Below are 22,618 nucleotides of genomic sequence, written 5' to 3' on the forward strand. Positions count from 1 at the left end.
CGTATATAGAGAAAATATACGAACTCGCGTATGGAACATCAATATACGCAATCGCGTATAGCGCTTTGGCCCGATCACACCGCAGGCGGATGTTGCAGTGATTGAATGAATAGCGCCGGCGCCACGGTCATACTATGAGCGCGTATGATGAGGCCGAGTGGTGAGCAGCAACTCGCAAGCGACCCGATGCGATTGAGTAAGCCTCAAACATCGGTTCTCGGTCTTTCTTTTTCTACGCCAGTCTGCGATCACCGAAAGCGCTCGTTGCGCCAAGCCCATTGGTGCCTTTTCTAATCATCCCCACCTGAGGGCCCGCTGTGGAGGTCCTCATTCGGTGGGGACGTCGGTGGCAATCCATTCCATCCAATCGGAAGCGAATTCGCGCGGTGCGCGAATGCTGCGTAGCGCGCTTGGCGCGGCGATTGCCAGCTACCTCGAGGATGAAACGATCATCGAGGTGATGCTCAACCCGGATGGGCGGTTGTGGATCGATCGGTTGTCGAGCGGCTTGATCGATACAGGCGAAACTTTGTCCGCAGCAGATGGCGAGCGCATTGTTCGCCTGGTGGCGCATCACGTCGGCGCCGAGGTGCATGCCGGCGCGCCTCGGGTCTCGGCCGAATTGCCCGGAACCGGGGAGCGCTTCGAAGGTCTCTTGCCTCCCGTCGTGGCAGCTCCGGCGTTCGCGATCCGCAAGCCCGCTGTCGCCGTCTTTACGCTCGACGACTACGTCGCCAGAGAGATCATGTCCTCGAAGCAGGCCACAATCCTGAAGGGTGCGGTCGCCGCTCGTAAGAATATCCTGGTGGCCGGCGGGACATCGACCGGCAAGACAACGTTGACGAATGCGCTCCTGGCCGAGGTGGCAAAGAGCTCCGATCGGGTCGTTCTGATCGAAGACACGCGCGAACTTCAGTGCAGGGCGCCCAACCTTGTAGCATTGCGGACCAAAGATGGCGTGGCGACGCTATCGGATCTCGTTCGGTCCTCGCTGCGACTGCGTCCCGATCGTATCCCGGTTGGCGAGGTCCGCGGTGCGGAGGCACTCGATCTGCTCAAAGCTTGGGGCACCGGTCATCCTGGCGGCATCGGCACGATTCACGCGGGCACCGCGCTCGGTGCCTTGCGGCGGCTTGAGCAGCTCATCCAGGAAGCCGTCATGACGGTTCCGCGTGCCCTGATCGCCGAGACCATCAACCTCGTCGCCGTCCTTGCGGGGCGCGGCGCCGACCGTCGTCTCTCCGAGCTCGCCATCGTCTCGGGGCTTGGAGCCGCCGGTGACTACAGCCTTTCATCAGCAGGAGACTGACATGCGTCTGCAATTTCGCTTTTTTCGTGGGGCATCGTTGGCGGCTTTCGGCGCGGTGCTCTTGGCAGCACCGCCGGCATGGGCCGCCGGCTCGAACATGCCGTGGGAGCAACCGCTCAATCAGATCCTGCAGTCGGTCGAGGGGCCGGTCGCCAAGATCATCGCCGTCATCATCATCGTCGTCACCGGCCTCACGCTCGCGTTCGGAGATTCCTCGGGTGGTTTCCGCAGGCTGATCCAGATCGTGTTTGGTCTGTCGATCGCGTTCGCGGCTTCGAGCTTCTTCCTGTCGTTCTTCTCCTTCGGCGGCGGCGTGGTGATCTGATGGATGAGCCGGTCGCAGGTTTTGTCGTGCCCGTCCACCGCGCGCTTACCGAGCCCATCCTGATGGGCGGTGCGCCGCGATCGGTCGCGATTGTCAACGGCACGCTTGCGGCCGCGCTTGGGCTCGGACTGCGACTGTGGATCGCGGGTCTGGTCCTCTGGTTCATCGGCCACATGGCCGCCGTCTGGGCCGCCAGGCGCGATCCCGCCTTCGTCGATGTGGTGCGCCGACACCTGCGCATTCCCGGTCATCTCAACATCTGAGCCCTCGGTCATGATGAACCTTGCCGAATATCGTCATTCCAACGCGCGTCTTGCCGACTTCCTGCCTTGGGCCGCCCTGGTCGATGAGGGCATCGTCCTGAACAAGGATGGCTCGTTCCAACGAACGGCGAAATTCCGCGGCCCCGACCTCGACAGCGCAGTGCCGGCCGAACTCGTCGCCGTCGCCGGCCGTCTGAACAACGCCCTGCGCCGCCTCGGATCGGGCTGGGCCGTATTTGTCGAGGCGCAGCGCCATTTTGCGGGAGCCTATCCTCCGAGCATCTTTCCGGATGCCGCATCCGCGCTGGTCGATGCAGAACGCAGGGCCCAGTTCGAAGAAGCGGGTGCACACTACGAGTCCAGTTATTTCCTGACCTTCCTCTATCTGCCACCGGAGGAGGGCGCAGCCAAGGCAGAGCAACTGCTCTATGAGGGGCGCGATCGCTCTGTTGGCGCAGACGCTCGCGAGGTGCTCCGCGGGTTCGTCGACCAAACCAGCCGCGTGCTGGGGCTTCTGGAAGGCTTCATGCCTGAATGCGCATGGCTCGATGATCAGGCCACGCTGACCTATCTGCACTCGACGATTTCGACCAGGCGGCATCGCGTTCGCGTGCCCGAAATTCCCATGTACATCGATGCGCTGTTGGCGGACCAGCCGCTGACCGGCGGGCTCGAGCCGATGCTGGGCTCGGCCAGTCTGCGAGTTCTCACCGTCGTTGGCTTCCCGGGTGCGACCACGCCGGGAATTCTGGATGACCTCAATCGCCTGCCATTCTCGTATCGCTGGTCGACCCGGGCCATCATGCTCGACAAGACCGATGCCACCAAGCTTTTGACCAAGATCCGCCGCCAGTGGTTCGCCAAGCGGAAGTCGATCGGGGCCATTCTCAAGGAGGTCATGACCAATGAGGCCTCGACGCTGCTCGATACCGACGCCCATAACAAGACGCTTGATGCCGACGCTGCCCTGCAGGAACTGGGATCGGACCAGATCGGGCAGGCCTTCGTCACGGCGACCGTAATCGTCTGGGACGGCGATCCCAATGCTGCCGATGAAAAGCTCCGGCTGGTCGAGAAGGTCATCCAGGGCCGGGATTTCACCTGCATGATCGAGACGGTGAACGCAGTGGAGGCCTGGCTCGGCAGTCTGCCCGGGCATGTCTATGCCAATGTGCGGCAGCCTCCGGTGTCGACTCTCAACCTCGCCCATATGATTCCGATGTCGGCCGTATGGGCGGGCGAGGCGCGAGATCTGCATTTTGGCGGTCCGCCACTGCTGTTCGGAAAGACCGAGGGATCAACCCCCTTCCGGTTTTCGCTCCACGTCGGTGATGTCGGCCATACTCTGGTGGTGGGGCCGACAGGTGCTGGCAAGTCGGTCCTGCTGGCGCTGATGGCAATGCAGTTCCGCCGTTACCCGAACTCCCAAGTGTTTGCGTTCGACTTCGGTGGTTCGATCCGCGCGGCCGCGCTCGCCATGGGCGGCGATTGGCATGATCTCGGTGGTGCCTTGTCTGATGGAGGCGATGAAGCCGTCGCGCTGCAGCCGTTGGCCTGGATCGACGACGCTTCCGAGCGCGGATGGGCCACCGAATGGATTGGTGCGATCCTGGCACGCGAAAAGGTCGAGAGCACCCCGGAGGTCAAGGACCATCTGTGGTCGGCGCTGACGTCTCTCGCATCAGCACCGAGGGAGGAACGTACGCTTACGGGCCTGTCAGTCCTTCTGCAATCGAACTCCCTGAAGCGTGCTCTTCAACCCTATTGCCTGGGCGGACCATCCGGCCGGCTGCTCGATGCTGAATTCGAGCGCCTTGGCGAATCCTCCGTCCAGGCGTTCGAGACCGAAGGGTTGATCGGAACGAGCGCGGCGCCTGCCGTGCTGGCGTACCTGTTTCATCGCATTGGGGACCGTCTCGACGGCCGTCCCACGCTTCTCATTGTCGATGAAGGGTGGCTTGCCCTCGACGATGACGATTTCGCCGGCCAGCTTCGCGAGTGGCTAAAGACGCTTCGCAAGAAGAATGCGTCTGTCATCTTCGCCACCCAATCGCTTTCGGACATCGATGGTTCGGCGATCGCGCCGGCGATCATCGAAAGCTGTCCAACACGCTTGTTGCTGCCGAACGAGCGGGCGATCGAACCGCAGATTACGGCGATCTATCGCCGTTTCGGCCTGAATGATCGCCAGATCGAGCTTCTGAGCCGGGCGACGCCCAAGCGTGACTACTACTGCCAGTCGCGCCGGGGCAACAGGATGTTCGAGCTTGGTCTGGGGGAGGTTGCGCTCGCCTTCACGGCAGCGTCATCCAAGACAGACCAGGCTGCCATCGCACAGCTCTTCGCCGAACATGGATCCGACGGCTTCGTGCCGGCCTGGCTCCAGCACCGCGGCGTCGCCTGGGCCACGGACCTGATTCCCGGCCTCGTCAATCTGGAGAAGTCGCAATGAGGCGCCCTGGTCTATTCGCCGCCGCTGGCAGCATTGCCCTGACCCTTTGCATCGCGGCGCCCGCAGGAGCGCAGTGGATCGTCTTCGATCCCAACAACTACGTCCAGAACGTACTGACCGCCGCGCGCGAGCTGCAGCAGATCAGCAATCAGATCACCTCGTTGCAGAACGAAGCGCAGATGCTGATCAACCAGGCAAGGAATCTGGCAAGCCTGCCGTACTCCTCGCTGCAGCAACTGCAATCCTCGATCCAGCGGACTCAGCAATTGCTGGCCCAGGCCCAGAGGATCGCCTACGACGTCCAGCAGATCGACCGCGCGTTCTCGACCAGCTATGCGCCGGCGAACGGCAGCCAGTCCAGCCAATTGCTGATCACCAATGCGCAATCGCGGTGGCAGAATTCTGTCGCGGCGTTGCAGGACGCGCTCCGGGTCCAGGCTGGTGTCGTCGGCAACCTCGATACCAACCGCGTCCAGACATCGGCGCTGGTGACGTCGAGCCAGGGTGCCAGCGGCGCCCTCCAGGCGACCCAGGCCGGCAACCAGATCCTCGCGCTCCAGGCGCAGCAGCTTGCCGATCTCACCGCCACTGTCGCGGCACAGGGCAGGGCGCAGAGCCTTGAGGCGGCGCAGCGCGCGGCAGCCCAGGACCAAGGACGAGAACAGCTCCGGCGATTTCTGACGCCAGGGCAGGGCTATCAATCCCAGGACGTGCGGATGTTCCACTGATGACCGATACAGGCCCATTCAAGGCGTTGTCGCTACTCATTTCAGTCGGGGTGCTGGTGGTCGCAGGCTGCGCAATTCACCTCCGTGGCGGGGAAGAGACCTCTGCGTCGCCAACGGCAGAGCAGACCAAAGACATCGATCGTTCCGAGCTTGCGCGCTGCCGCACCGTCTCCTTCGAAGATGCAGCGGACTATCAGCATTGTCAGAAGGTCTGGGCCCAAAACCGCCGTCGCTTCTTTGTCAGGCGGGACGGTGCTGCCGCTGTAGAAACCGGCGTGACAGCGGTGCCGAAAGATCAGAGCCGGATGCCACAAGGATATCCGCCCGCCCGGGTGCCCGAGGAAGGTAAGCCATGAGCGGCACCGGCATCATCGACCAGTTCCTCGAGACATTCACCCGCTACATCGACAACGGCTTCGGGCTTTTGGGTGGTGAGGTCGGGTATCTCGCGACAACGCTTGCCGCCATCGACATCACGCTTGCCGCCTTATTCTGGAGTTGGGGGCCGGACGAGGACATCATCGCGCGTCTCGTCAAGAAAACGCTCTTCGTTGGCGTCTTTGCGTATCTGATTGGCAATTGGAACAACCTCGCAAGGATCGTCTTCGAGAGCTTTGCCGGGCTTGGTTTGAAAGCGTCCGGTTCAAGCCTCTCCGCATCAGACTTCCTGCGACCGGGAAAGATCGCTCAGGTCGGGCTCGATGCTGGAAGGCCGATGCTCGATTCGATCTCTAACCTGATGGGCTACATCAGCTTCTTCGAGAATTTCGTTCAGATTGTCGTTCTCTTGTTCGCGTGGGTCGTGGTGCTGCTCGCCTTCTTTATTTTAGCGATCCAGCTCTTTGTCACGCTGATCGAGTTCAAGCTCACGACGTTGGCCGGCTTCGTGCTCATTCCCTTTGGCCTGTTTGGCAAGACGGCCTTCGCGGCAGAACGGGTCCTCGGCAACGTCATATCCTCTGGGATCAAGGTTTTGGTCCTGGCCGTCATCGTCGGCATTGGCTCAACCTTGTTCTCACAGTTCACGGCGGGTTTTGGCGGCGCGCAGCCAACAATCGAAGATGCGATGACGCTGGTGCTTGCGGCGCTCTCCCTGCTGGGCCTCGGTATCTTCGGACCGGGAATCGCAAACGGGCTAGTGTCAGGCGGACCGCAGCTCGGCGCCGGCGCCGCAATTGGAACAGGCCTTGCTGCCGGCGGCGTCATTGCGGCAGGTGCCGGCCTTGCCGCCGGTGGCGCTGGTCTGGCTGGTGGTGCGTTTGCAGGCGCGGGGCGCGGTGGAGCTGCCATCGTGAGCGGCACATCCGCGGCGTATCGAACCGGCGGTCTTGCTGGTGTCGCCGAGGCGGGTGGCTCGACGCTCATGAGCCCGTTACGTCGAGCCGCGGCCGCATTCGCCGGCAGCGGGCAGGCGAGCGATCCGGCTGCGAGCACGTCCGCAGAGGGGCAGCCCGATTGGGCGCGGCGCATGAAGCGAGCCCAGACCATTCGGCACGGCGCGTCGGCGGCCGGCCAGGCAGTGCGCTCTGGTGATCATGGCGGCAGCGGCTCTTCTGTCGATCTCTCAGAAGGGGAGCGCTGAGAGCCAGCCAACCGCCAATCTACCGCCCGCCGCCAGCAGGGCCTCAAACGGCACGCCGCACCAGTTCAAGCCAATCACTCGATCTCAGGGGCAACTATCCATGTTCAGACGACCTTCCGTTCACTACGGGCGCATGCCCGAACCTGTCACGCCCTACCAAAAGGCAGCGCAGGTCTGGGACGAACGCATTGGATCGGCGCGCGTGCAGGCCAGGAATTGGCGCTTGATGGCCTTTGGTTGCCTCATGCTCTCGGGCGGCCTGGCCGGTGGACTTGTTTGGCAGTCAGCACAGGGATCGATCACGCCTTGGGTGGTTGAGGTTGATCGCCTGGGCCAGGCCCAACGTGTCGCGCCAGCCAACATCGATTACCAGCCCACAGATGCTCAGATCGCCTATCACCTGGCGCGCTTTATCGAGGACGTCAGAGGCTTGCCGGCCGACGGCATCGTTCTGCGCCAGAATTGGCTTAGGGCGTATGACTTTACGACCGATCGTGGCGCGGCCGCGCTCAACGATTTTGCACGCAACAATGACCCCTTTGCCAAGCTGGGCAAGGCGCAGATCTCCGTCGATGTGTCGAGCGTCATCCGTGCGTCTTCAGAGAGCTTCCGGGTCGCATGGACCCAACGCATCTACGAGAATGGCTCGCTGAGTGCGACCGAGCGCTGGACCGCGATTCTCACGGTGGCAATCGAGACGCCGCGCGATGCCGAACGCCTGCGCAAGAATCCCCTTGGCGTCTATGTCCGCGCCATCAACTGGTCGAAGGAGCTGGGGCAGTGATCAAGACGACGCGTGACATGAGTTCAAAAGGTCCGATCCAATACCGCAGGTTCAGCTCGCGCAGGTGCAAGCTCGCGGGTTTGAGGCGAGCCCTTTTACCAGCCCTGCTGCTTGGCACATCAGCCCTCGCTGGATGTGCCACCTACATTCCGCCGGAAATCAGCTATGACGCCGAGGTCCCGCCATTGCCGGCGCCTCCAGTGGCGCTCGAAGACCGATCTCGCCCGCTTCACGTTCCGCCGCTCTGGAAACCCGTTCCCGGCGGTAAATCAGGGGCCAAGGAAGACGTTGAACCCGTGAGCCGGGTTGAGACCGCAAACAGCGCGGCGCGCGTGGAGCCGCGCAAAAAAGGGTACTTCAACGCGGCGCAGATTTACGCCTTCAGCCCTGGGGCGCTCTACCAGGTCTACGCCGCTCCCGGACAGATCACGGACATCGCTCTGGAAGAGGGAGAGCAATTGACGGGATCTGGACCGATCGCGGCCGGAGATACCGTGCGCTGGGTCGTAGGCGATACGGAAAGTGGTAGCGGCGACACCCGTCGCGTCCACATCCTGGTCAAGCCGACCCGGGCGTCGATCGAAACCAATCTTGTCGTCAATACCGACCGGCGCACCTACCTGATCGAGCTCCGCTCTCGCGAGCGGCCGTACATGCCGTCTGTCGCCTGGTACTATCCGGAAACCGTTCGCGAACGATCGCGCTCAGTCGCCCTCAGACCCGCAATTCCAGATCCGGCGCAGCGTGTGTTTCGTTACGCGATCGAGGGCGACAGTCCACCCTGGCGGCCGCTCGCGGCGTATGACGACGGCCGAAAGGTCTATATCGAATTCCCGCAAGGGATCGTGCAGGGCGAGATGCCACCGTTGTTCGTCATCGGCCCGGACGGCAAGACCGAGCTCGTCAATTATCGCGCCTACGGCAATGTGCTGATTGTGGACCGGCTGTTTGCAGCCGCAGAACTGCGGCTCGGCGGTGAGCACCAGCAGAAGGTCAGAATTGTCAGGACTGACGGGAGGCCGTCATCATGAACACGCAGGATGAAAACAATCGGGACGGGTCTAATCCCCCGCAAACACCGGAGGAGCAATCCAGGAGCTTCCGCCTGCGCGCCGAACCTCCGCGGGTCACGCGACTGTCCCGCAAAGTTCTCGCCGGCGGCAGCGCTGTCGCCTTGCTTGTCGTCGGCGGAGCCGTGTTGTGGTCGCTCCAGAGCAATCGCCCACGCAACCAGACGACCGACGAGCTCTATAGCACGGATCATCACAATCTTGCCGATGGAGTCGAGGCGCTGCCGAAGGACTACACGGGCGCTTCACGCCAAACCGTGCCGCAGCTTGGTCCGCCGCTCCCAGGCGACCTCGGTCGACCGATCCTGGCCGCTCAAGGCCAGTCGCCGACAATCGGTGGTGATCCGGAACAGCAACGCCGGGATCAAGAGAGCGAGGCGGCCCGCATCAGCCATCTGTTCGCTCCGAGCAACGGGAGAGAGGTGCGTCCACCCGCCGCTACGGCAGCCGGAGGCGAGCGCTTCCTGCCGCCGAATGCATCGAGCACCAGCGAGGATGGATCTGCGCAAAACGCGCAGGACCGAAAAATTGCGTTTGTGAACGGTTCTGTGGATCGCCGCACGGTAAGCCCTGACCGCGTCAGCAGGCCCGCTTCACCATACATTGTGCAGGCTGGGACGGTGATTCCAGGAGCGTTGATCACCGGGATTAGGTCAGACCTTCCCGGCCAAGTCACGGCGCAAGTGACGGAGAATTTATACGACACTCCGACCGGACGCTTTTTGCTCGTGCCACAAGGAGCGAAGCTAATTGGCAGTTATGACAGCCAGGTTTCGTTCGGCCAGTCCCGCGTTCTGCTGGTCTGGACGCGGCTGATCATGCCGAACGGCCGCTCAATTGTTCTGGAGCGGCAGCCTGGTGCAGACGCCTCAGGCTACGCCGGGCTCGAAGACCAGGTCGACAATCATTGGGGTGAACTGTTCAAGGCCGCGGCACTATCGACCTTCTTGGCGGTCGGGACTGAACTTGGCGCCGGTTCGGACACCAACAGCAGCGACAGCGCAATTATCCAGGCATTGCGCCACGGCGCCTCGGATTCACTGAACCAAACCGGGCAGCAGGTAGTTCGGCGCAGCCTCAACATTCAGCCTACTCTTACCGTGCGACCCGGCTTCCCAGTTCGCGTTGTCGTCAATCGTGACCTTATACTTGCGCCTTACGGAGGGTAGGAGATGCCAAAGCTTAGAATAGGAGCGCTGCCCGACGACAAACCGGTCAAGGTCACCACTGAACTTCCGGCATCAGTGCATCGGGATCTTGTCGCCTATGCGGAGGCCATGGCGCGCGAAAGCGGGCAGCGGATCGATCCGGCAAAGCTTGTCGCGCCGATGCTGGCCCGCTTCATGGCCACGGACCGCGGATTTGCAAAAGCGAGACGGGCCGGTCACGCCCCGGGTGTTGGCGGAGGCGAGGGATAGCGTTCTGCCAACAGATTGAGGAAACGCTTCAGAGCCGGATTCTGATTGTCTTCGCGCCAATGCGCATAGAAGTCCACCCGGCTTGGTCCCGTTCCGTCCTGCAACTCTCGGTACACAACGCCAGCGAAGCTTGTGCCAATATCCGATTCCATAGCCAGACTGAGCCCCATGCCCATACTCGTAAGACTCTTGATAATGCCGCGGCTTACGTCATGGCGCTCTACCTTGGGCCGATCGTCGGGTAGTACGAGCTTCGAAATCAAAAGATCCTCGAGCTCTCGTCCTGGATCATACTCACTTAGAAGGATCTTTTCGTTACGCAAATCTGTCCAATAGACGATCTCGCGTGCCGCCAAGACATGATCCTGCGGCAGCGAGATCAGGATGCGTTCGCTCCAGAGCAATAGTGATCTTGTGTCCTTTGAAGCCGGACGTCCAGGGCTAACGACAACGTCGACGGTTCCGTTACCGAGGGCAGTCATCAAACGAAAGCGTGAGCGTTCCATCGTTGCCAGTTCAAGCCCTGGTAGCAGCTTCTTGAGCTCACCTATCGTCGCTCGCAAATTGCCGGTGGACATGGATGTGAAGAAACCGACGACAAGATGGCCAGTATCGCCGCGGCCACCGGACCTTCCGGCATCAACGAGCATGTCGACCTGCTCCAGTATTAGCCGTGCAATGCGCAAAATTGCGCATCCGGTCAACGTAGGCTTGATACCCCCGCTTGAGCGCTCAAACAGTGAAGTGCCCACGAGGTGCTCGAGCTGACCGATAGCACGGCTGAACGCGGTGTGCTTGATTGAAAGCGCTTCCGCGGCTCGTCGAAAGCTACCGTAGTCACAAGCGGCGACCGCGAGTCGAAGCTGTTGCAGGTCAATAGCTCTCGCTGCGTTTCGCTGGTCGTTCCTGGTCTCAATTTCCGCCATGTTCATAGCTCGGTAAGCGAACCGCAAGATACCCGTCCCCGCTCTAGGCGGGGACGGGCATATCGTTTGTTGGCCTGGATCGTCCTATGCGGCCGCGGAGATTACTGGCGTCCAAAGGGCCGGTGCCGAAAGCCCGCCGGCTTTACGAAGGCTGGCCAGAGTATCGCGCGAAATCTCGAGGTAACCGGCCACGGCTAAGGTGTTGCCAATGGCGGAAGGATTGCCAATGCGCCGCAGGGGCCAACTGGCTCGTCGAAGGATTCGCTCAATACGGACGTCCGTGACGGTAACGATGTCAGTGAGTTGTCTTGAGAGTCCGAACTCGACCATTCCCGCAAATAGCTCGTAAGCAGCACGAGTAAGACCGTGATCTCCCTTCGGAGCATCGGCAGCAACATCGATTGCGAATCTACTACTTTCCCAAACGAGAGGAGTTGACGGCGCGGGTTGGTTTTCAAGAAGCGTAGGAAAGGTTTCGCAAAGCATGGTCGGGCCGAGTGTGGGGAGGAGGCGTACGGAACCTTGCACCTGCCCGTTGTCACATAGCTGGACTAGGTAAGCGGGATGCAGTGCATCGAAATCGTCGATCTCCATGTCGCCGCTGGTCTGAACGTCCCATGCCATGCGATTTTTGAAAACGCGATATCGTAACCGATGCATTTCGGCGAGAGTTTCGGCGAACTGGCCATACAAGGACGGTGTGATTAGCTGAATCATAGTCCCTCCAAGGGGTGTGTACATCGTCACCTTTGGAGCGGATCACGGGTCTTAAGTCATTACCTGTAGTTGTAGGGGGCTGCGCCCCTAATTTTGCCCTTTTCTTTTCACGGCGGCTAAGCGGGCTACCGCTTGCACAATCGTCCGAACACCGAGTTTTTTCTTCGCGCCTTCTAGGTAGAAGGCAACCGTGTTGCGCGAGATGCCGAGAATGCATCCAATCTCCCAAGCGCTCTTGCCCCGAGCTGCCCACTCCAAGCATTCGAACTCGCGCGGGGATAGGCATGCCCCCTCTATTTCGTGTACATTTGCTAGCTTTCGGCGGGTATGAGCATGGAAATACATCGCCATAAGCTGAAGAACGCGTCCATGCGATTCAATGAACCGTTCGAATTGTGGGCGGCTCTGGTCAACGGCAAAGGTCAATGCAGCGATGGGGCCGTGGCCATCGTGAATGGGCACCGTAAAGCCAAACCGAATTCCGAATTCCGCGGCCTCTTCGAAAAGCCGATGCTGTGCTTTCGATGTGAACTTCGAGTTGAAATTAACCCCCCATCGAAAGGGCTCGGGGTTTCGAAGAGCTTCTCCGATGACGGGATCAAGCACTTGATAATTGCTTCGTAGATAGTGTGCTACCCACCGCGATGGATATGTAGAGATTAGGCGCGGTTTGCCTTTGCTTGAGTGCTGGAGAGCTAGATAGGCAAAACACGATAGGTCCAAAGCGGTCGCTGTGTCCGCCATGGCTTTGGAGAAGTCTTGGAGATCTTCTGCGGTCGCTAGGAGATCAATGAAATTTTGAAAGATGCGGTGCATCGCTGCCAAGCAAGCCGTGCATGGTGCGAGAGCAGAGATCTCGCCCAATTCGTTGATTGTGCCCACAACAAGTGACCAAAGAGCCGCGCTTCGCGGCCAGTGAAGTCAGGGCAAAACGCTCTTGTACCAAACACCACAACGTCGTGTCTCGTACAGTTTGTCTTTGCCTATTCTCATAACGACCCCGGCATTTTGTGCCGAAATCGCATCCGTCACCCCCAAAGCGCCGAATGTGATGCGGCTATGCAACTGGCCAGGGGCCTGCATGTGCCGGGACACTGCGTTGACCGGCCAGAAAGGCCAGTTTGCCGACCAAGCTGATCATCGACCAAGAGACTCGCCGGATCATCGACGGTGTGATCGTTGGCCCGCAGGCTGGCGACATGATCGGAGAATCTGTCCGGCGATCGAGATGGGCGCCGATGCAATTGATATCAGCAAAACCATTCATCCGCATCCGACGTTCGGAGAAACAATAGGCCTTGCTGCCGAAGTACGAAGGTGTTTGCACGGATGTGTTGCCGGGAGCGAAGAGGTCGACCAAGCGCGCGAGCCACTAGAAATTCAAAACATGAGCCTGCATCAGGTGTCTCGCTGCCGATCGTTCATATGGGACCCGAATATGGCGGGAACTTCTCGGAGGGAGGTCAAGGTACCTTGAGCGTTCAGGAGGAGGAATTTGCCGCGGCATGTCGATACGTCGTTCTGGAGAGAAGACCTGATCTAGCAGCATCCATCGTCATTGCAGACAGCCAGCTCAGGATTGGGAATGATCCGCATGTTCGGTCGCATTTGTAGAACTCGGTCTTGCCAGATTGGTGCGAGTTCTACATCTCGCAATCGAAGGCAAGGCGATGGCGCTGGAAAAAGTGCCTAGGCTCCTGTTCGACCTGTCGAGCTTCAGAAGAAAGACGCTCCGCGCGCTAGGTAGAGACGATCGAGGACAGTACCTCGGGAAATAGGCGCGATTTCGTCAGCGCGCGATTTAAAGGAATGGACACTCATCATCGCAACGCGAACCCAGGCAGTCATCCTCGGCAGAACCCTCGGCGATTGGGAGCTCTGAATTGCAAAAGCAGGTATGGCGGCGCGGGCATTGCGAGATCTGAGCCGGGCGATGAAATGAGCTGTTCTGGACGTGCGGAGCCTGGTGATCGGGACCCTTCAAGTTTCGCGCGCGCTTTTTGGTGCAGTCGAAATCGTACCTCGCGTCAAATGCCGAAAATGGCGCTGAGAGCTGCGGACTTCAGCACAAAATGCGGTCTGATGTGCACGATAGTAGGCTGCCCGATGTCGTTCGTTAGATTTCCGCGATCGAATTCTGCATTCGGCGTTTGCGAAAGATATCCGATCTGTCGTTTCCTCCCTCTACTTGGCCCGGCGCGATCGGCGGGCCCTTTCTCAAGGTCTGGCTACATCTGGTGCCGCGGCCAAACGGCGCTATTTCGCGATTCTTGCTTGCGCTTACGGTAACAAACGCTAGTTGTTTCTATGCTCCGGACCAGACTACGAATCTAAGGGGCGGACGTTCGAATCGTTCCGGGCGCGCCATTCAGCTTTGCTTTCATTAGATTTTCTTGGCTCCGGCTGAACGCGTTACCGAGCGTTACCGTAGAACGTCCATGGTGTTTGGCGGTGCGTTGCGGTTTCCAACATTGACTTGCACCGTCGCAGTCGTTCCGACGATCAGGCGATCGACATCTTTGCGCGGGATGCGGACCCGAACCGGAATGCGCTGGGCGAGCCTGACCCAGGAGAACGATGGATTGACGCTGGCGAGCAGGCTTGACCCCAAACTTCGATCGCGGTCCTCGATTCCGCCAGCGATACTCTCGACCCGACCGCTCAGCGTCGTTCCGCTCATCAGCTTCACGTCAACGGCGTCACCGACGTGGATCCGCGGGATCTTGGTCTCCTCGAAATAGCCTTCGACACGCACGGTGTCGATGTCGATCAGCGCCATGATGCCGCGCCCCGCGGCGAGATAGGTGCCGGGCCGTAAATCAAAATTGGTCACGCGGCCGTTCGCGGGCGCCCGGATTTCGGATCGATCGAGATCGAGCCGCGCGATCTGAAGGTCGGCCACGGCCTCACCATAAAGCGCCTTGGCTTGCAAATCCGTAGCGCGGATCGTCTCGCGCTGTTGCTGCGACACGACACCTTCGCTCAGCTTCTCGTATCGTGCGCGGTCGCTCGCTGCCTTCTCCGCGGCGGCTTCGCGGTTGGCCAGAGACGCCTCTGCTTGTTGGACGGCGAGGCGGAAACGGTCGGGATTCAGCCGCAGCAAGATATCGCCCTTGCGGACGACCTGATTGTCCCGGACCAGCACCTCGTCGACCAGCCCGGAGACATCGGCGGCAACGGCGATGATGTCGGCGCGGACGCGGCCGTCCCGTGTCCATGGCGCCGCCTCATAATGCTCCCACATGCCGATGCCGACCGGTGCCGCGACGCTCACCATCAGGACAGTGAGCATCATGCGGGGAAACATCGAACTCATCGTTGTCATAGCGGCAGCTTTCCCAGAACAGCGTAGAAGATCTTGGTCAGAATGACGAAGACGGCGAAGTCGAACAGCGCGGGGTGCCACGCATACCTTCGAATATGGACGCCGATGAATTTGCGGTTGGCCGCGGAGGCGATAAAGCAGGCCGCGAGCGCACAAGCACAGGCCAGCGCAAACGTCGGAACGTAGGCGCCGGCAATGGCGATTTCCTCGTTCATGGCATGGCCTTTCTGGACAAAGCATGAGCATCCGGAAACATCGTCCGACGCAGGCCGATCAGCGCGAGCGTTCGCTGCTGGCAGGCGGTCGTGTCTTTGCGCGTGTCGCACAGCGCGTTGTCGATCGCGGCCAGAAGGGCGCGCGCATCGTCAGGCTTCAGTTTCGCGTTGCCGCGGGCCAGCCAGCGGAATGCCTGCGACAGCATCGGCAGAAGCTGCTGGAGGCCAGGGTCGCTGCGCTCGTCCTCGTGCACTGCGGCTTGCCTGAGCGCGAGCAGATCGAGGCCGATTTGCAGCGCGGCCAAAGGACGGGCTTCCACCGCGATGTCCGTCGTCGCGCCAGCCAGCCGAGGGATCACCATGCCGAATCGATCAAGCATGATGCTGGTCCATCTGGCGCGGCTCATCGGCCGCCGTGCAGCAGCCAGCCTCGCCAGATCGGACCAGCCGTGGCGCAGCAGACGCTGCGCCGCTCCCGATGCCGACAGTGAACGCAGCAATCGAATTGCGATGAACGCTGTGAGAAGTCCGATCATCGCAGCCGCATTGCTATTGATGAACAGAGCGAAGTCGGCGCTGAATTTGTTCTGGAGGTCGAGCGCGCTGATCAGTCCGAGACCGAGCGCCAGCGCCTTGATGAAATGCCGGGGATTGGCCTGCAGATAGCCGATCACCAGAAAGGTCGGCGCCAGCGAGAACACCAGCATCGGAAAGCCGGTGATGGCCGGGAAGATCACGAACAGGTAGATCGCGGCGATCGGCAGGCAGGCCAGCGTCCAGAGCGCGGAGCAAATCAGCGTTGGCGCGGGATCGTCGAGGCTGCTGTAGAGCGCCGCGGCGATGGCGGCGATTTGCGTGGCGACGCCGCCTTCCGGCCAGGCCGTCGTGATCCAGACCGTGCAGCAGCCGAGCACGGCGACGCCAAGAGCGACGACCGACAGAACGGCAAGGCCGGGATCGCTGTGCAGGCGTCGTCTCACGTGTCGATCCCGCAGGCCAGCTTGGCTCCAAATGGCAGGGTGAGCACCGCTGTGCAATGCGCGCGACAGGTTTCGCGCGGCAGCCAGCGCTTCGATCAGCGTGGCCAATCTGGCCGCGGTTCCGGCCTCGATCAGCCGATCCCATTCGCTGCGATCGTTGCAACAGGTCGCTTCGAACGATGTGCACTTTCTGATCAGTTCGTCGGAAGTGGCCGGTGATCGCTCTGACGCACGTGTCCAGTCGGCGAGTTCAGACAGCAGGTGGTTCAACTCGGCCGAGCGCCGCTCTCCCAAGGCGGCGAGTCCGTCCTCCACCGACAGCAGCATCGGCAAGACCAATGCGAGCTGGTCCTGCACGGCACCGATGGCGCGCAGGTCCGGCTTGCTCGCGGCGGTGTCGTAGCGCAGTTGCGTCGACAGGATCTCGATTTGCGTGATGCCCGCAGCGAGCTTCCAGCGCCCCGTATTCGGTGCCTTGTCGACGCGCGCGCAGAGCACATCGGTGGTCCGGGCGAAGGCGTCCGACAATGCGGCGCAGAGGGATTTCAGCACAGGAGTAGTGACGTCGCGCGGGAACAGCAGGGTGTGCACCAGGGTCGCACAGCCGATGCCGAGCAGGATCTCCTCGACACGCGACAGCGCGGTCACAAATACCATCGCCGGAACGTGGACGCTCGAGAACGCGATTGTCGTCGCGGTGTAGCCTGCCAGCAGGAAAGCATAGCTGCGCGGCGTGCGGTCCTGCAAGGAGATATAGAGGCAGAGTCCGGCCCATGCGGTAACGGCAACCGACAATAACGCGGGTTGATCGACCAGGATCGGGACCAGCGCCAGCGCCGCGCAGGCGCCCAGCAATGTCCCGACAAAGCGGTAGACGGCGCGTGACCGAACCGCGCCGGCGAACGGCTGTGCGGTCAGATAGACCGTGAGCATCGCCCAATACGGCCGCTCCAATCCGAGCCGGAAGGCAAAATAGATCGCGAGTATTGCCGCGATGAAGGAGTTCGCCGAGAACAGCGCCCATTTCGGATCGAGCCGGCCGGGCGCTGCTGCTGCGAGAAGCCGAGACAGAAATGGTGAAGGCATGATGTGATCGTCCGTGAAGCACGGAGACCATAGGCGTTGCTGCGTCGAGAGAATTTCGTTATTCTGCCAATTAATTGCTAAAGGATGACAATGCGCGGCACGCTCTATCAGCACTATCGGCGGTTCGATCCTGACATTTTGGACCGTCCGATCGTGGCCGGCATGGTGGATACCCGGGAGCAGGAGGACGAACTGCCGGTTCATATCCATCGCAAGGGACAGCTCGTCCTCGCCCAGCGCGGCGGTGTGACGTGCGAAGTGCCGAGCGGCCTGTGGATGGTCCCGCCGCGCTGCGGCGTCTGGATTCCCGGCGGTATGCCCCACAGCAATCGCGTCAGCGGCAACGCCAGCCTGCTGTTTCTCTATGTGGACATGGATGCGGCGAGCGTGCCGCAGGAATGCTGCACGCTGTCGATCTCACCGCTGTTGCACGAGCTGATCCATCGGATGGCGACGCTGCCCCCGCTCTACGATCCCGACGGCCCGCCCGCGCAGATCGCCGCGGTGCTCCTCAACGAGTTGATCGCCATGCCGACCGAACGGCTGCATCTTCCGATCACGCGGAGTTCGAAACTGCGTATGATCGCCGATGCCTTGATGGACAATCCGGCCGACCGTAGGACCGTGGCGGAGTGGGCGCAAGCCGTCGCGCTCGGCGAGCGGACGCTGATGCGCATTGTGCTCGCCGAGACCGGCATGACCTTCAGTCGCTGGCGTCAGCAGCTTCAGATCATCGTCGCCATCCAGAAATTGTCTGCTGGCAACACGGTTCAGTCCGTGTCCGAGGCGCTCGGCTACGAGTCGGTGAGTGCGTTCATCACCATGTTCAAGAAGGCGCTTGGCAAATCGCCGGCGCGCTACTTCTCCGAGCGCGAGGCCGGCCAGGCTGGCCCGGGGGAGACCTGCCGCGAGACGAACTGCAAGCTTCGCCGGATGCCTGAGGTGCGGGACGCGCTTAATGGACTTTCGCAACGCGGATGGCTGGAGTTAGAGCGCTTCGTTTCGGACGATCTCGATGCCGAAGCCTGACAGTCCCTTGAAGTGATGCGTCGACGACGTGAGGTGACGGATGGAGCTGATCTTGAGATCCCGCAGGATCTGGGCGCCGACGCCGATCTCGCGCCATTGCCGATTACGGTCGTCTTCGCGCGAACTGATCGGGCCTAGCGGCGCAGGCGGAACGCCCGCCGCGCCGTCGCGCAGATAGACGAGCACGCCGCTGCCATTATCCTTGAAGCGTTGCAGAATGACGTTCATCTTGGCCTGTTCCTGACCCGAGAACAAATCGCGCAGGATGTTGGGTTTGTAGAAGCGCGTAAGGACGTTGGTGCCGTCGCCCAGTTCTCCGTAGATATAGGCGACGTGATGAATTGGGTCGAACGGCGAGCGATACGAATAGCCCTGGAGCGGGCCGATCGGGCTCTCCGCCGTGACGCTCGAGACGCGCTCGATCAGCGTCTCGCGGGCCTGCCGGAAGCTGATGAGGTCTGCGATGGTGACCTGTTTCAGCTTGTGCTTGTCGGCGAACGCCGCGACTTGCGGCCCCTTCATCACCGAGCCATCGTCGTTCATCAGTTCGCTGATGACGCCGACCGGCTCGAGACCTGCCAGTCTGCACAGGTCGACGGCGGCCTCGGTGTGACCCGAGCGCATGAGTACGCCCCCTTCTTTTGCGATCAGCGGGAAGACGTGTCCCGGCCGGCAAAAATCGCCGGCGCCGGCGTTGGGGTTGGCGAGTGCACGGCAGCACGAGGCCCGCTCTTCGGCCGAGATGCCCGTACCGTTATCCGGCCGGTAGTCCACTGACACGGTGAACGCCGTGGTGTGAGCCGAGTCGTTGTTGACAACCATCGGGTCAAGCCGCAGGCGTCTCGCGTCTTCGAGGGTAATCGGAGCGCAGACGATTCCCGATGTATGGCGAATGATGAAGGCCATCTTCTCAGCGGTACACCGCGAGGCGGCAACGATGAGGTCCCCTTCGCCCTCGCGATCGTCGTCGTCGGTGACCACGACGATTTCGCCGTCGGCGAGCGCCTGCAGGGCCGCTTCGATCACACCCGTCATCTCGGTCGCTCTGCTCGCTGGAACCGACGGGTGCTCGCGTTGGGTCTTGTGCGGATTGTCAGGCTCGCAGCGCCGCTCGAGCACTCTGCCGATCTTAACTTCACCATTATTGTCAACTGGCCGGAGCGCATGGCGGGGCGCCTCATAGTCTTTCCACGCTGTAGCTGGGACGATTGGTGTCCAGCCCGATCGGCGCATCGGACAGCAAAGGACCAGTTGGGTCGTATCGGGGTCTTGGTGAGCGCTCCAGAGGGCGCGAGGGGTTGGCGCAAGCCTTGACGGTGACCGGCCGATTGGTGTCGATCGGCAGCACGGTCTTGTACGAAATGCGCTTGAGGGCCAGATTTGATCGAATGCTGCTGACGCCGGGGATGCGGGATAGTTTGTTGACAATCAGGTCTTCGAGATCTTCGATGTCGGCCGCCATGACGCGGAGCATGTAGTCGCTCTCACCGGTCATGAGATAGCATTCCATTACCTGGGCCAGCCGGTCGATGGATCGTGTGAAATTCTCGAGGGACGTCTGGACCTGCTTTTCCAGCTTGATCTGGATGAAAGCCGTTACACCAATGCCGAGCACGGCGGGATCGAGAAGGGCGATCCGTCGATCGATCACACCGAGCTTTTCGAGTGTTCTGACGCGTGCCAGACACGGCGACGGCGAGAGATTCACGCGTGATGCGAGCTCGACATTGGTCAAGCTCGCATTCTGCTGGAGCTCGTTGAGGATCTTGATATCTATTCTGTCGAGAGAGGTCGTTGACATCGCGTATCTCCCAATTATGGCAGTCTTCTGCAGCGCGTATCACCGTCGTTTGCGGGGTGATGACAATCGCGTGGTAAAAGCTAACCGCAATTGCGCTTGTGGGATTTCGACAAATCATCGACTTATATTGAAAAACCGTCAACCTTCGCATTGTGCATTGCGATCAGGAGGTTAGTTGCCTACTTCTGATACATTTTTTGCCTATGCGATATGCAGGCCGACGTTGATCCGCGGATTCGGTCAAGATGTAATGCCCGCCGCTCCATCGATTGGCTCCCCATGTCACTTGACGGGATGTGCAGCAGAGCTCGATGTCGAGAGCTGCCCTGTTTCGTACAACCGCCTGTCGTCGCGTGTGGCCCTGGTCCCACTTCGCTGACCACGCCGCGGGCGTTGCGTGAGACAAAAGGTTCGGCAGCAACGACGCCCACCCTCGTCAACCAGAAAATGGCAAAGATCGGCCGGATGCAGAGTTGGATCTAGCGACTCGACAAGTTGTTACAGCATAAAATGCTGATGAAGCTTCTGTGACAGGCGTTGTTCAAGCAGTAATGCTGAGAGGCTCGGGCGACTATCCACCCACGATCGCACTTGGGTAGCGACGGTTTGGATGTCGAGCGTGAAACTGAAGCAAGTCTATTTGACAGCGAACGATCCTGGACGCCTGGCCGAGTTCTACGAAGGCCTGGGTCTGAAGGTGCGCTTCGCTGACCCCGGCAAGTGGATCCAGTTCGTGAGCGATGCGGCTGCGTTCTGCGTCGCCGGACCGACGGAGTCGGTCTCGGACCAGCTGCAAGATGCCGTTCTTGTCTTCGATGTCGATGACCTCGAGGCCGCCATGGAGCGTGCCGCAGCCATGGGGGCGCAAGTCGGCGCAGTTCGGGACATGGCCAGTCACGGCCGTGCGGTGAAGGTGCGGGATCCGGGCGGCAACGTCATCCAGTTCTATCAAGCAGCCGGATAGCTCAGACGTTCACCGGGGCAGCGCTGCATGCCCGGACTCACAACCAGACAAAGAGGGCGCATCCATCCCATGAATCCAAGGGTCGTAGCCATGCCGTCCGCAACACCGCCGCTGTCCGAAACGAGCCCACTCGATGCCGCAGCATTCCGCGCTGCAATGCGCAGCGTGCCGGGCACCGTGTCGATCGTCACGGCAGGCCGGGCGCCGAACCGCCATGGTCTGACACTGACGGCGGGCTGCTCACTGTCGGCGGCTCCGCCCAGCGTGCTGGTTTGCGTCAATCGATCTGCCGGTGCGCACGACACCATTCTCAGCAGTCGGTCGTTCTGCTGGAATATTCTGGGGGTCGAGCATCGCGATCTGGCGCTCAAGTTTTCCGGGCAGGACGGCAGCAAGGGCGATATCCGCTTCGGCGACGGTTTGTGGTGCGATCTCAAAACCGGAGCACCGAGTCTGGTCGGCGCGGTCTGCAGCTTCGATTGCCGCGTGGTGAATGCTTACAGCGACAGTAGTCACACCATTTTCACCGGAGAAGTGGTGGCTCAGACCACGAGAGCCGGATGTGAGTCGCTCGTCTACATCGACGGATGTTTCGCCGCGCCAAAGGCGGTCTGAAACACAGACGACGTCAGGCGCCGCTACGTTTCCGCTACAGCCAAGATGGAACCGATCAGCATGCAAGGAAGACGAAGACTTTCCATCGCGCATCCATCAGCGGTCGGTCGCTGATGCTGTCGCTCTGGCTCAATGTCATCGCCGGCGGGGTGCTCATCGGACTGGTTTACGGGCTCGTCGCGCTCGGTCTCACGATCATCTTCGGCGTCATGCGCGTGGTCAATTTCGCTCATGGCGAGATGGTCGTGTTCGGGATCTACATCGGATACTGGACCGTTCGAATTTGGGACGTCCCGATCTTTCTAGCCGCTGCGGTCGCCGCGGTCGTCATGTTCGTGTTCGGCTATCTGCTGGAGACGCTCGTCGTGAAGCGGTTCGTCAACCGGCCGCATCATTATCAGTTTATCGTCTTCATCGGCCTCTCACTGCTTTTCAGCGGCGTATTGCTGATGTCGTTCGGTCCGGATCCGCGGCCGACGGCGTCTCAGCTGTCCTTCCAGACCGTGAGCGTGGGACCGCTCACCTTGGATTGGGCCCGCATCCAGGCGGCCGCTACGGCCGGCCTGCTAATCGCCGCACTGGGAGCCTATCTGAAGTACTCCGCATTCGGCCGATCGCTGCGGGGCGCCGCCAATAATCGACTCGGCGGACTGGTGGTCGGGCTTAATATCCCTCGGGTCTATGCGGTGACCTTCGGCATCGGAGCCGCCTGCGCTGGCGTCGCCGGCGCATTGATCTCGCCGCTGTTCGATGCGCAACCCTATCTCGCCGTCGACTTCACGCTGCTGGCCTTCGTGACGGTGATCGTCGGCGGTCTCGGCAGCTTCGGCGGCGCTCTTCTGGGCGGCCTGACGATCGGAGTCGCCGAAGCGATCGCGGCCTTGATGTTCACGCCGTCGATGAAAACTGCACTCCCTTACGCGCTCCTGATAATCATCCTGATTTTACGTCCGAGGGGGTTTTTCGGTGCAAAGGACATCTGATCAAGCCAGCGACAGCAAGCGTTGGGGCGCCGGCGCTCTGGTCTTC

The 22,618-nt window shown here is 61.0% G+C and carries 23 protein-coding genes and 1 pseudogene; 16 read left to right on the forward strand and 8 right to left on the reverse strand.

Features of this window, described 5'->3' with window-relative positions; all coding sequences use genetic code 11:
* The first annotated feature begins 394 nt into the window (after positions 1–394).
* From trbB to ABIB90_RS31650, 11 genes are all read left to right on the forward strand, one after another.
* The gene (trbB, locus tag ABIB90_RS31600) at positions 395–1,309 is read left to right on the forward strand and encodes a P-type conjugative transfer ATPase TrbB (RefSeq protein WP_354202088.1); all 915 of its coding nucleotides are present in this window, start codon (positions 395–397) and stop codon (positions 1,307–1,309) included.
* A 1-nt stretch (position 1,310) separates the two neighbouring features.
* The gene (locus tag ABIB90_RS31605) at positions 1,311–1,634 is read left to right on the forward strand and encodes a TrbC/VirB2 family type IV secretion system protein (protein WP_219685390.1); all 324 of its coding nucleotides are present in this window, start codon (positions 1,311–1,313) and stop codon (positions 1,632–1,634) included.
* On the forward strand, positions 1,634–1,897 hold the full coding sequence (locus ABIB90_RS31610) for a VirB3 family type IV secretion system protein (protein WP_354164947.1): 264 nt from the start codon (positions 1,634–1,636) through the stop codon (positions 1,895–1,897). Before ABIB90_RS31605 ends, ABIB90_RS31610 begins: the two co-directional genes overlap by 1 nt.
* 10 nt (positions 1,898–1,907) lie before the next feature.
* The gene (gene trbE, locus ABIB90_RS31615) at positions 1,908–4,349 is read left to right on the forward strand and encodes a conjugal transfer protein TrbE (RefSeq protein WP_354164950.1); all 2,442 of its coding nucleotides are present in this window, start codon (positions 1,908–1,910) and stop codon (positions 4,347–4,349) included.
* On the forward strand, positions 4,346–5,077 hold the full coding sequence (gene trbJ, locus ABIB90_RS31620) for a P-type conjugative transfer protein TrbJ (protein WP_354164953.1): 732 nt from the start codon (positions 4,346–4,348) through the stop codon (positions 5,075–5,077). The genes trbE and trbJ overlap by 4 nt, the downstream gene beginning before the upstream one ends.
* The gene (trbK-alt, locus tag ABIB90_RS31625; RefSeq protein ID WP_354164956.1) at positions 5,077–5,433 is read left to right on the forward strand and encodes a putative entry exclusion protein TrbK-alt; all 357 of its coding nucleotides are present in this window, start codon (positions 5,077–5,079) and stop codon (positions 5,431–5,433) included. Before trbJ ends, trbK-alt begins: the two co-directional genes overlap by 1 nt.
* Complete coding sequence (gene trbL, locus ABIB90_RS31630; RefSeq protein WP_354164959.1) at positions 5,430–6,659, forward strand: P-type conjugative transfer protein TrbL; 1,230 nt, start codon at positions 5,430–5,432, stop codon at positions 6,657–6,659. The genes trbK-alt and trbL overlap by 4 nt, the downstream gene beginning before the upstream one ends.
* Positions 6,660–6,759: 100 nt before the next feature.
* Positions 6,760–7,443, forward strand: a complete 684-nt coding sequence (gene trbF, locus ABIB90_RS31635) for a conjugal transfer protein TrbF (protein WP_354165209.1) — start codon at positions 6,760–6,762, stop codon at positions 7,441–7,443.
* The gene (gene trbG, locus ABIB90_RS31640; protein ID WP_502917000.1) at positions 7,440–8,474 is read left to right on the forward strand and encodes a P-type conjugative transfer protein TrbG; all 1,035 of its coding nucleotides are present in this window, start codon (positions 7,440–7,442) and stop codon (positions 8,472–8,474) included. The genes trbF and trbG overlap by 4 nt, the downstream gene beginning before the upstream one ends.
* A complete protein-coding gene (locus ABIB90_RS31645; protein WP_354164962.1) occupies positions 8,471–9,682 on the forward strand; it encodes a TraB/TrbI/VirB10 family type IV secretion system protein in 1,212 nt (403 codons plus the stop codon). The genes trbG and ABIB90_RS31645 overlap by 4 nt, the downstream gene beginning before the upstream one ends.
* Positions 9,683–9,685: 3 nt before the next feature.
* Positions 9,686–9,931: a DUF2274 domain-containing protein gene (locus ABIB90_RS31650; RefSeq protein ID WP_007594481.1), complete on the forward strand. Its 246-nt coding sequence runs from the start codon at positions 9,686–9,688 to the stop codon at positions 9,929–9,931.
* Here ABIB90_RS31650 and ABIB90_RS31655 read toward each other — a convergent pair.
* From ABIB90_RS31655 to ABIB90_RS31665, 3 genes are all read right to left on the reverse strand, one after another.
* On the reverse strand, positions 9,898–10,857 hold the full coding sequence (locus ABIB90_RS31655) for a LysR family transcriptional regulator (RefSeq protein WP_354164965.1): 960 nt from the start codon (positions 10,855–10,857) through the stop codon (positions 9,898–9,900). The two genes, ABIB90_RS31650 and ABIB90_RS31655, sit on opposite strands and share 34 nt — an antisense overlap.
* A gap of 84 nt (positions 10,858–10,941) precedes the next feature.
* Positions 10,942–11,574 carry an acyl-homoserine-lactone synthase gene (locus ABIB90_RS31660; protein ID WP_354164968.1) on the reverse strand — a complete coding sequence of 211 codons (633 nt, stop codon included), beginning with the start codon at positions 11,572–11,574 and terminating at the stop codon, positions 10,942–10,944.
* Positions 11,575–11,661: 87 nt separating this feature from the next.
* On the reverse strand, positions 11,662–12,390 hold the full coding sequence (locus ABIB90_RS31665) for a LuxR family transcriptional regulator (protein WP_354165215.1): 729 nt from the start codon (positions 12,388–12,390) through the stop codon (positions 11,662–11,664).
* A 311-nt stretch (positions 12,391–12,701) separates the two neighbouring features.
* Between ABIB90_RS31665 and ABIB90_RS31670 the strand changes: the two are divergent.
* Positions 12,702–12,950 (forward strand): annotated as a pseudogene (locus ABIB90_RS31670) (oxidoreductase dimerization domain-containing protein); the annotation flags it as partial.
* Between the two features lie 1,046 nt (positions 12,951–13,996).
* On the opposite strand, the gene ABIB90_RS31675 reads toward ABIB90_RS31670, so the two are convergent.
* Genes ABIB90_RS31675 through ABIB90_RS31685 form a run of 3 tightly spaced genes read right to left on the reverse strand, consistent with a single transcriptional unit; the run spans position 13,997 to position 17,180 of the window.
* The gene (locus ABIB90_RS31675) at positions 13,997–14,899 is read right to left on the reverse strand and encodes an efflux RND transporter periplasmic adaptor subunit (RefSeq protein WP_007594476.1); all 903 of its coding nucleotides are present in this window, start codon (positions 14,897–14,899) and stop codon (positions 13,997–13,999) included.
* Entirely contained in the window at positions 14,896–15,114 is a 219-nt protein-coding gene (locus ABIB90_RS31680; protein ID WP_219679320.1) for a DUF1656 domain-containing protein, read from the reverse strand. Before ABIB90_RS31680 ends, ABIB90_RS31675 begins: the two co-directional genes overlap by 4 nt.
* Positions 15,111–17,180: an FUSC family protein gene (locus ABIB90_RS31685; RefSeq protein WP_354202067.1), complete on the reverse strand. Its 2,070-nt coding sequence runs from the start codon at positions 17,178–17,180 to the stop codon at positions 15,111–15,113. The genes ABIB90_RS31680 and ABIB90_RS31685 overlap by 4 nt, the downstream gene beginning before the upstream one ends.
* A 90-nt stretch (positions 17,181–17,270) precedes the next feature.
* On the opposite strand from ABIB90_RS31685, the gene ABIB90_RS31690 reads away from it, so the two are divergent.
* On the forward strand, positions 17,271–18,209 hold the full coding sequence (locus ABIB90_RS31690) for an AraC family transcriptional regulator (RefSeq protein ID WP_148754953.1): 939 nt from the start codon (positions 17,271–17,273) through the stop codon (positions 18,207–18,209).
* On the opposite strand, the gene ribB is transcribed toward ABIB90_RS31690, so the two are convergent.
* On the reverse strand, positions 18,168–19,244 hold the full coding sequence (gene ribB / locus ABIB90_RS31695; RefSeq protein ID WP_007594472.1) for a 3,4-dihydroxy-2-butanone-4-phosphate synthase: 1,077 nt from the start codon (positions 19,242–19,244) through the stop codon (positions 18,168–18,170). The two genes, ABIB90_RS31690 and ribB, sit on opposite strands and share 42 nt — an antisense overlap.
* Before the next feature lie 142 nt (positions 19,245–19,386).
* A complete protein-coding gene (locus tag ABIB90_RS31700) occupies positions 19,387–19,944 on the reverse strand; it encodes an Lrp/AsnC family transcriptional regulator (RefSeq protein WP_245285907.1) in 558 nt (185 codons plus the stop codon).
* 676 nt (positions 19,945–20,620) lie between these two features.
* On the opposite strand from ABIB90_RS31700, the gene ABIB90_RS31705 reads away from it, so the two are divergent.
* From ABIB90_RS31705 to ABIB90_RS31715, 3 genes are all read left to right on the forward strand, one after another.
* On the forward strand, positions 20,621–20,974 hold the full coding sequence (locus ABIB90_RS31705) for a VOC family protein (RefSeq protein ID WP_007594462.1): 354 nt from the start codon (positions 20,621–20,623) through the stop codon (positions 20,972–20,974).
* 156 nt (positions 20,975–21,130) lie between these two features.
* Positions 21,131–21,589: a flavin reductase family protein gene (locus tag ABIB90_RS31710; protein ID WP_246648545.1), complete on the forward strand. Its 459-nt coding sequence runs from the start codon at positions 21,131–21,133 to the stop codon at positions 21,587–21,589.
* Positions 21,590–21,702: 113 nt separating this feature from the next.
* Complete coding sequence (locus ABIB90_RS31715; RefSeq protein WP_148754989.1) at positions 21,703–22,572, forward strand: branched-chain amino acid ABC transporter permease; 870 nt, start codon at positions 21,703–21,705, stop codon at positions 22,570–22,572.
* The last annotated feature ends 46 nt before the right edge of the window (positions 22,573–22,618 follow it).

The sequence above is a fragment of the Bradyrhizobium sp. JR4.1 genome, assembly GCF_040548605.1.
GTDB lineage: Bacteria > Pseudomonadota > Alphaproteobacteria > Rhizobiales > Xanthobacteraceae > Bradyrhizobium > Bradyrhizobium canariense.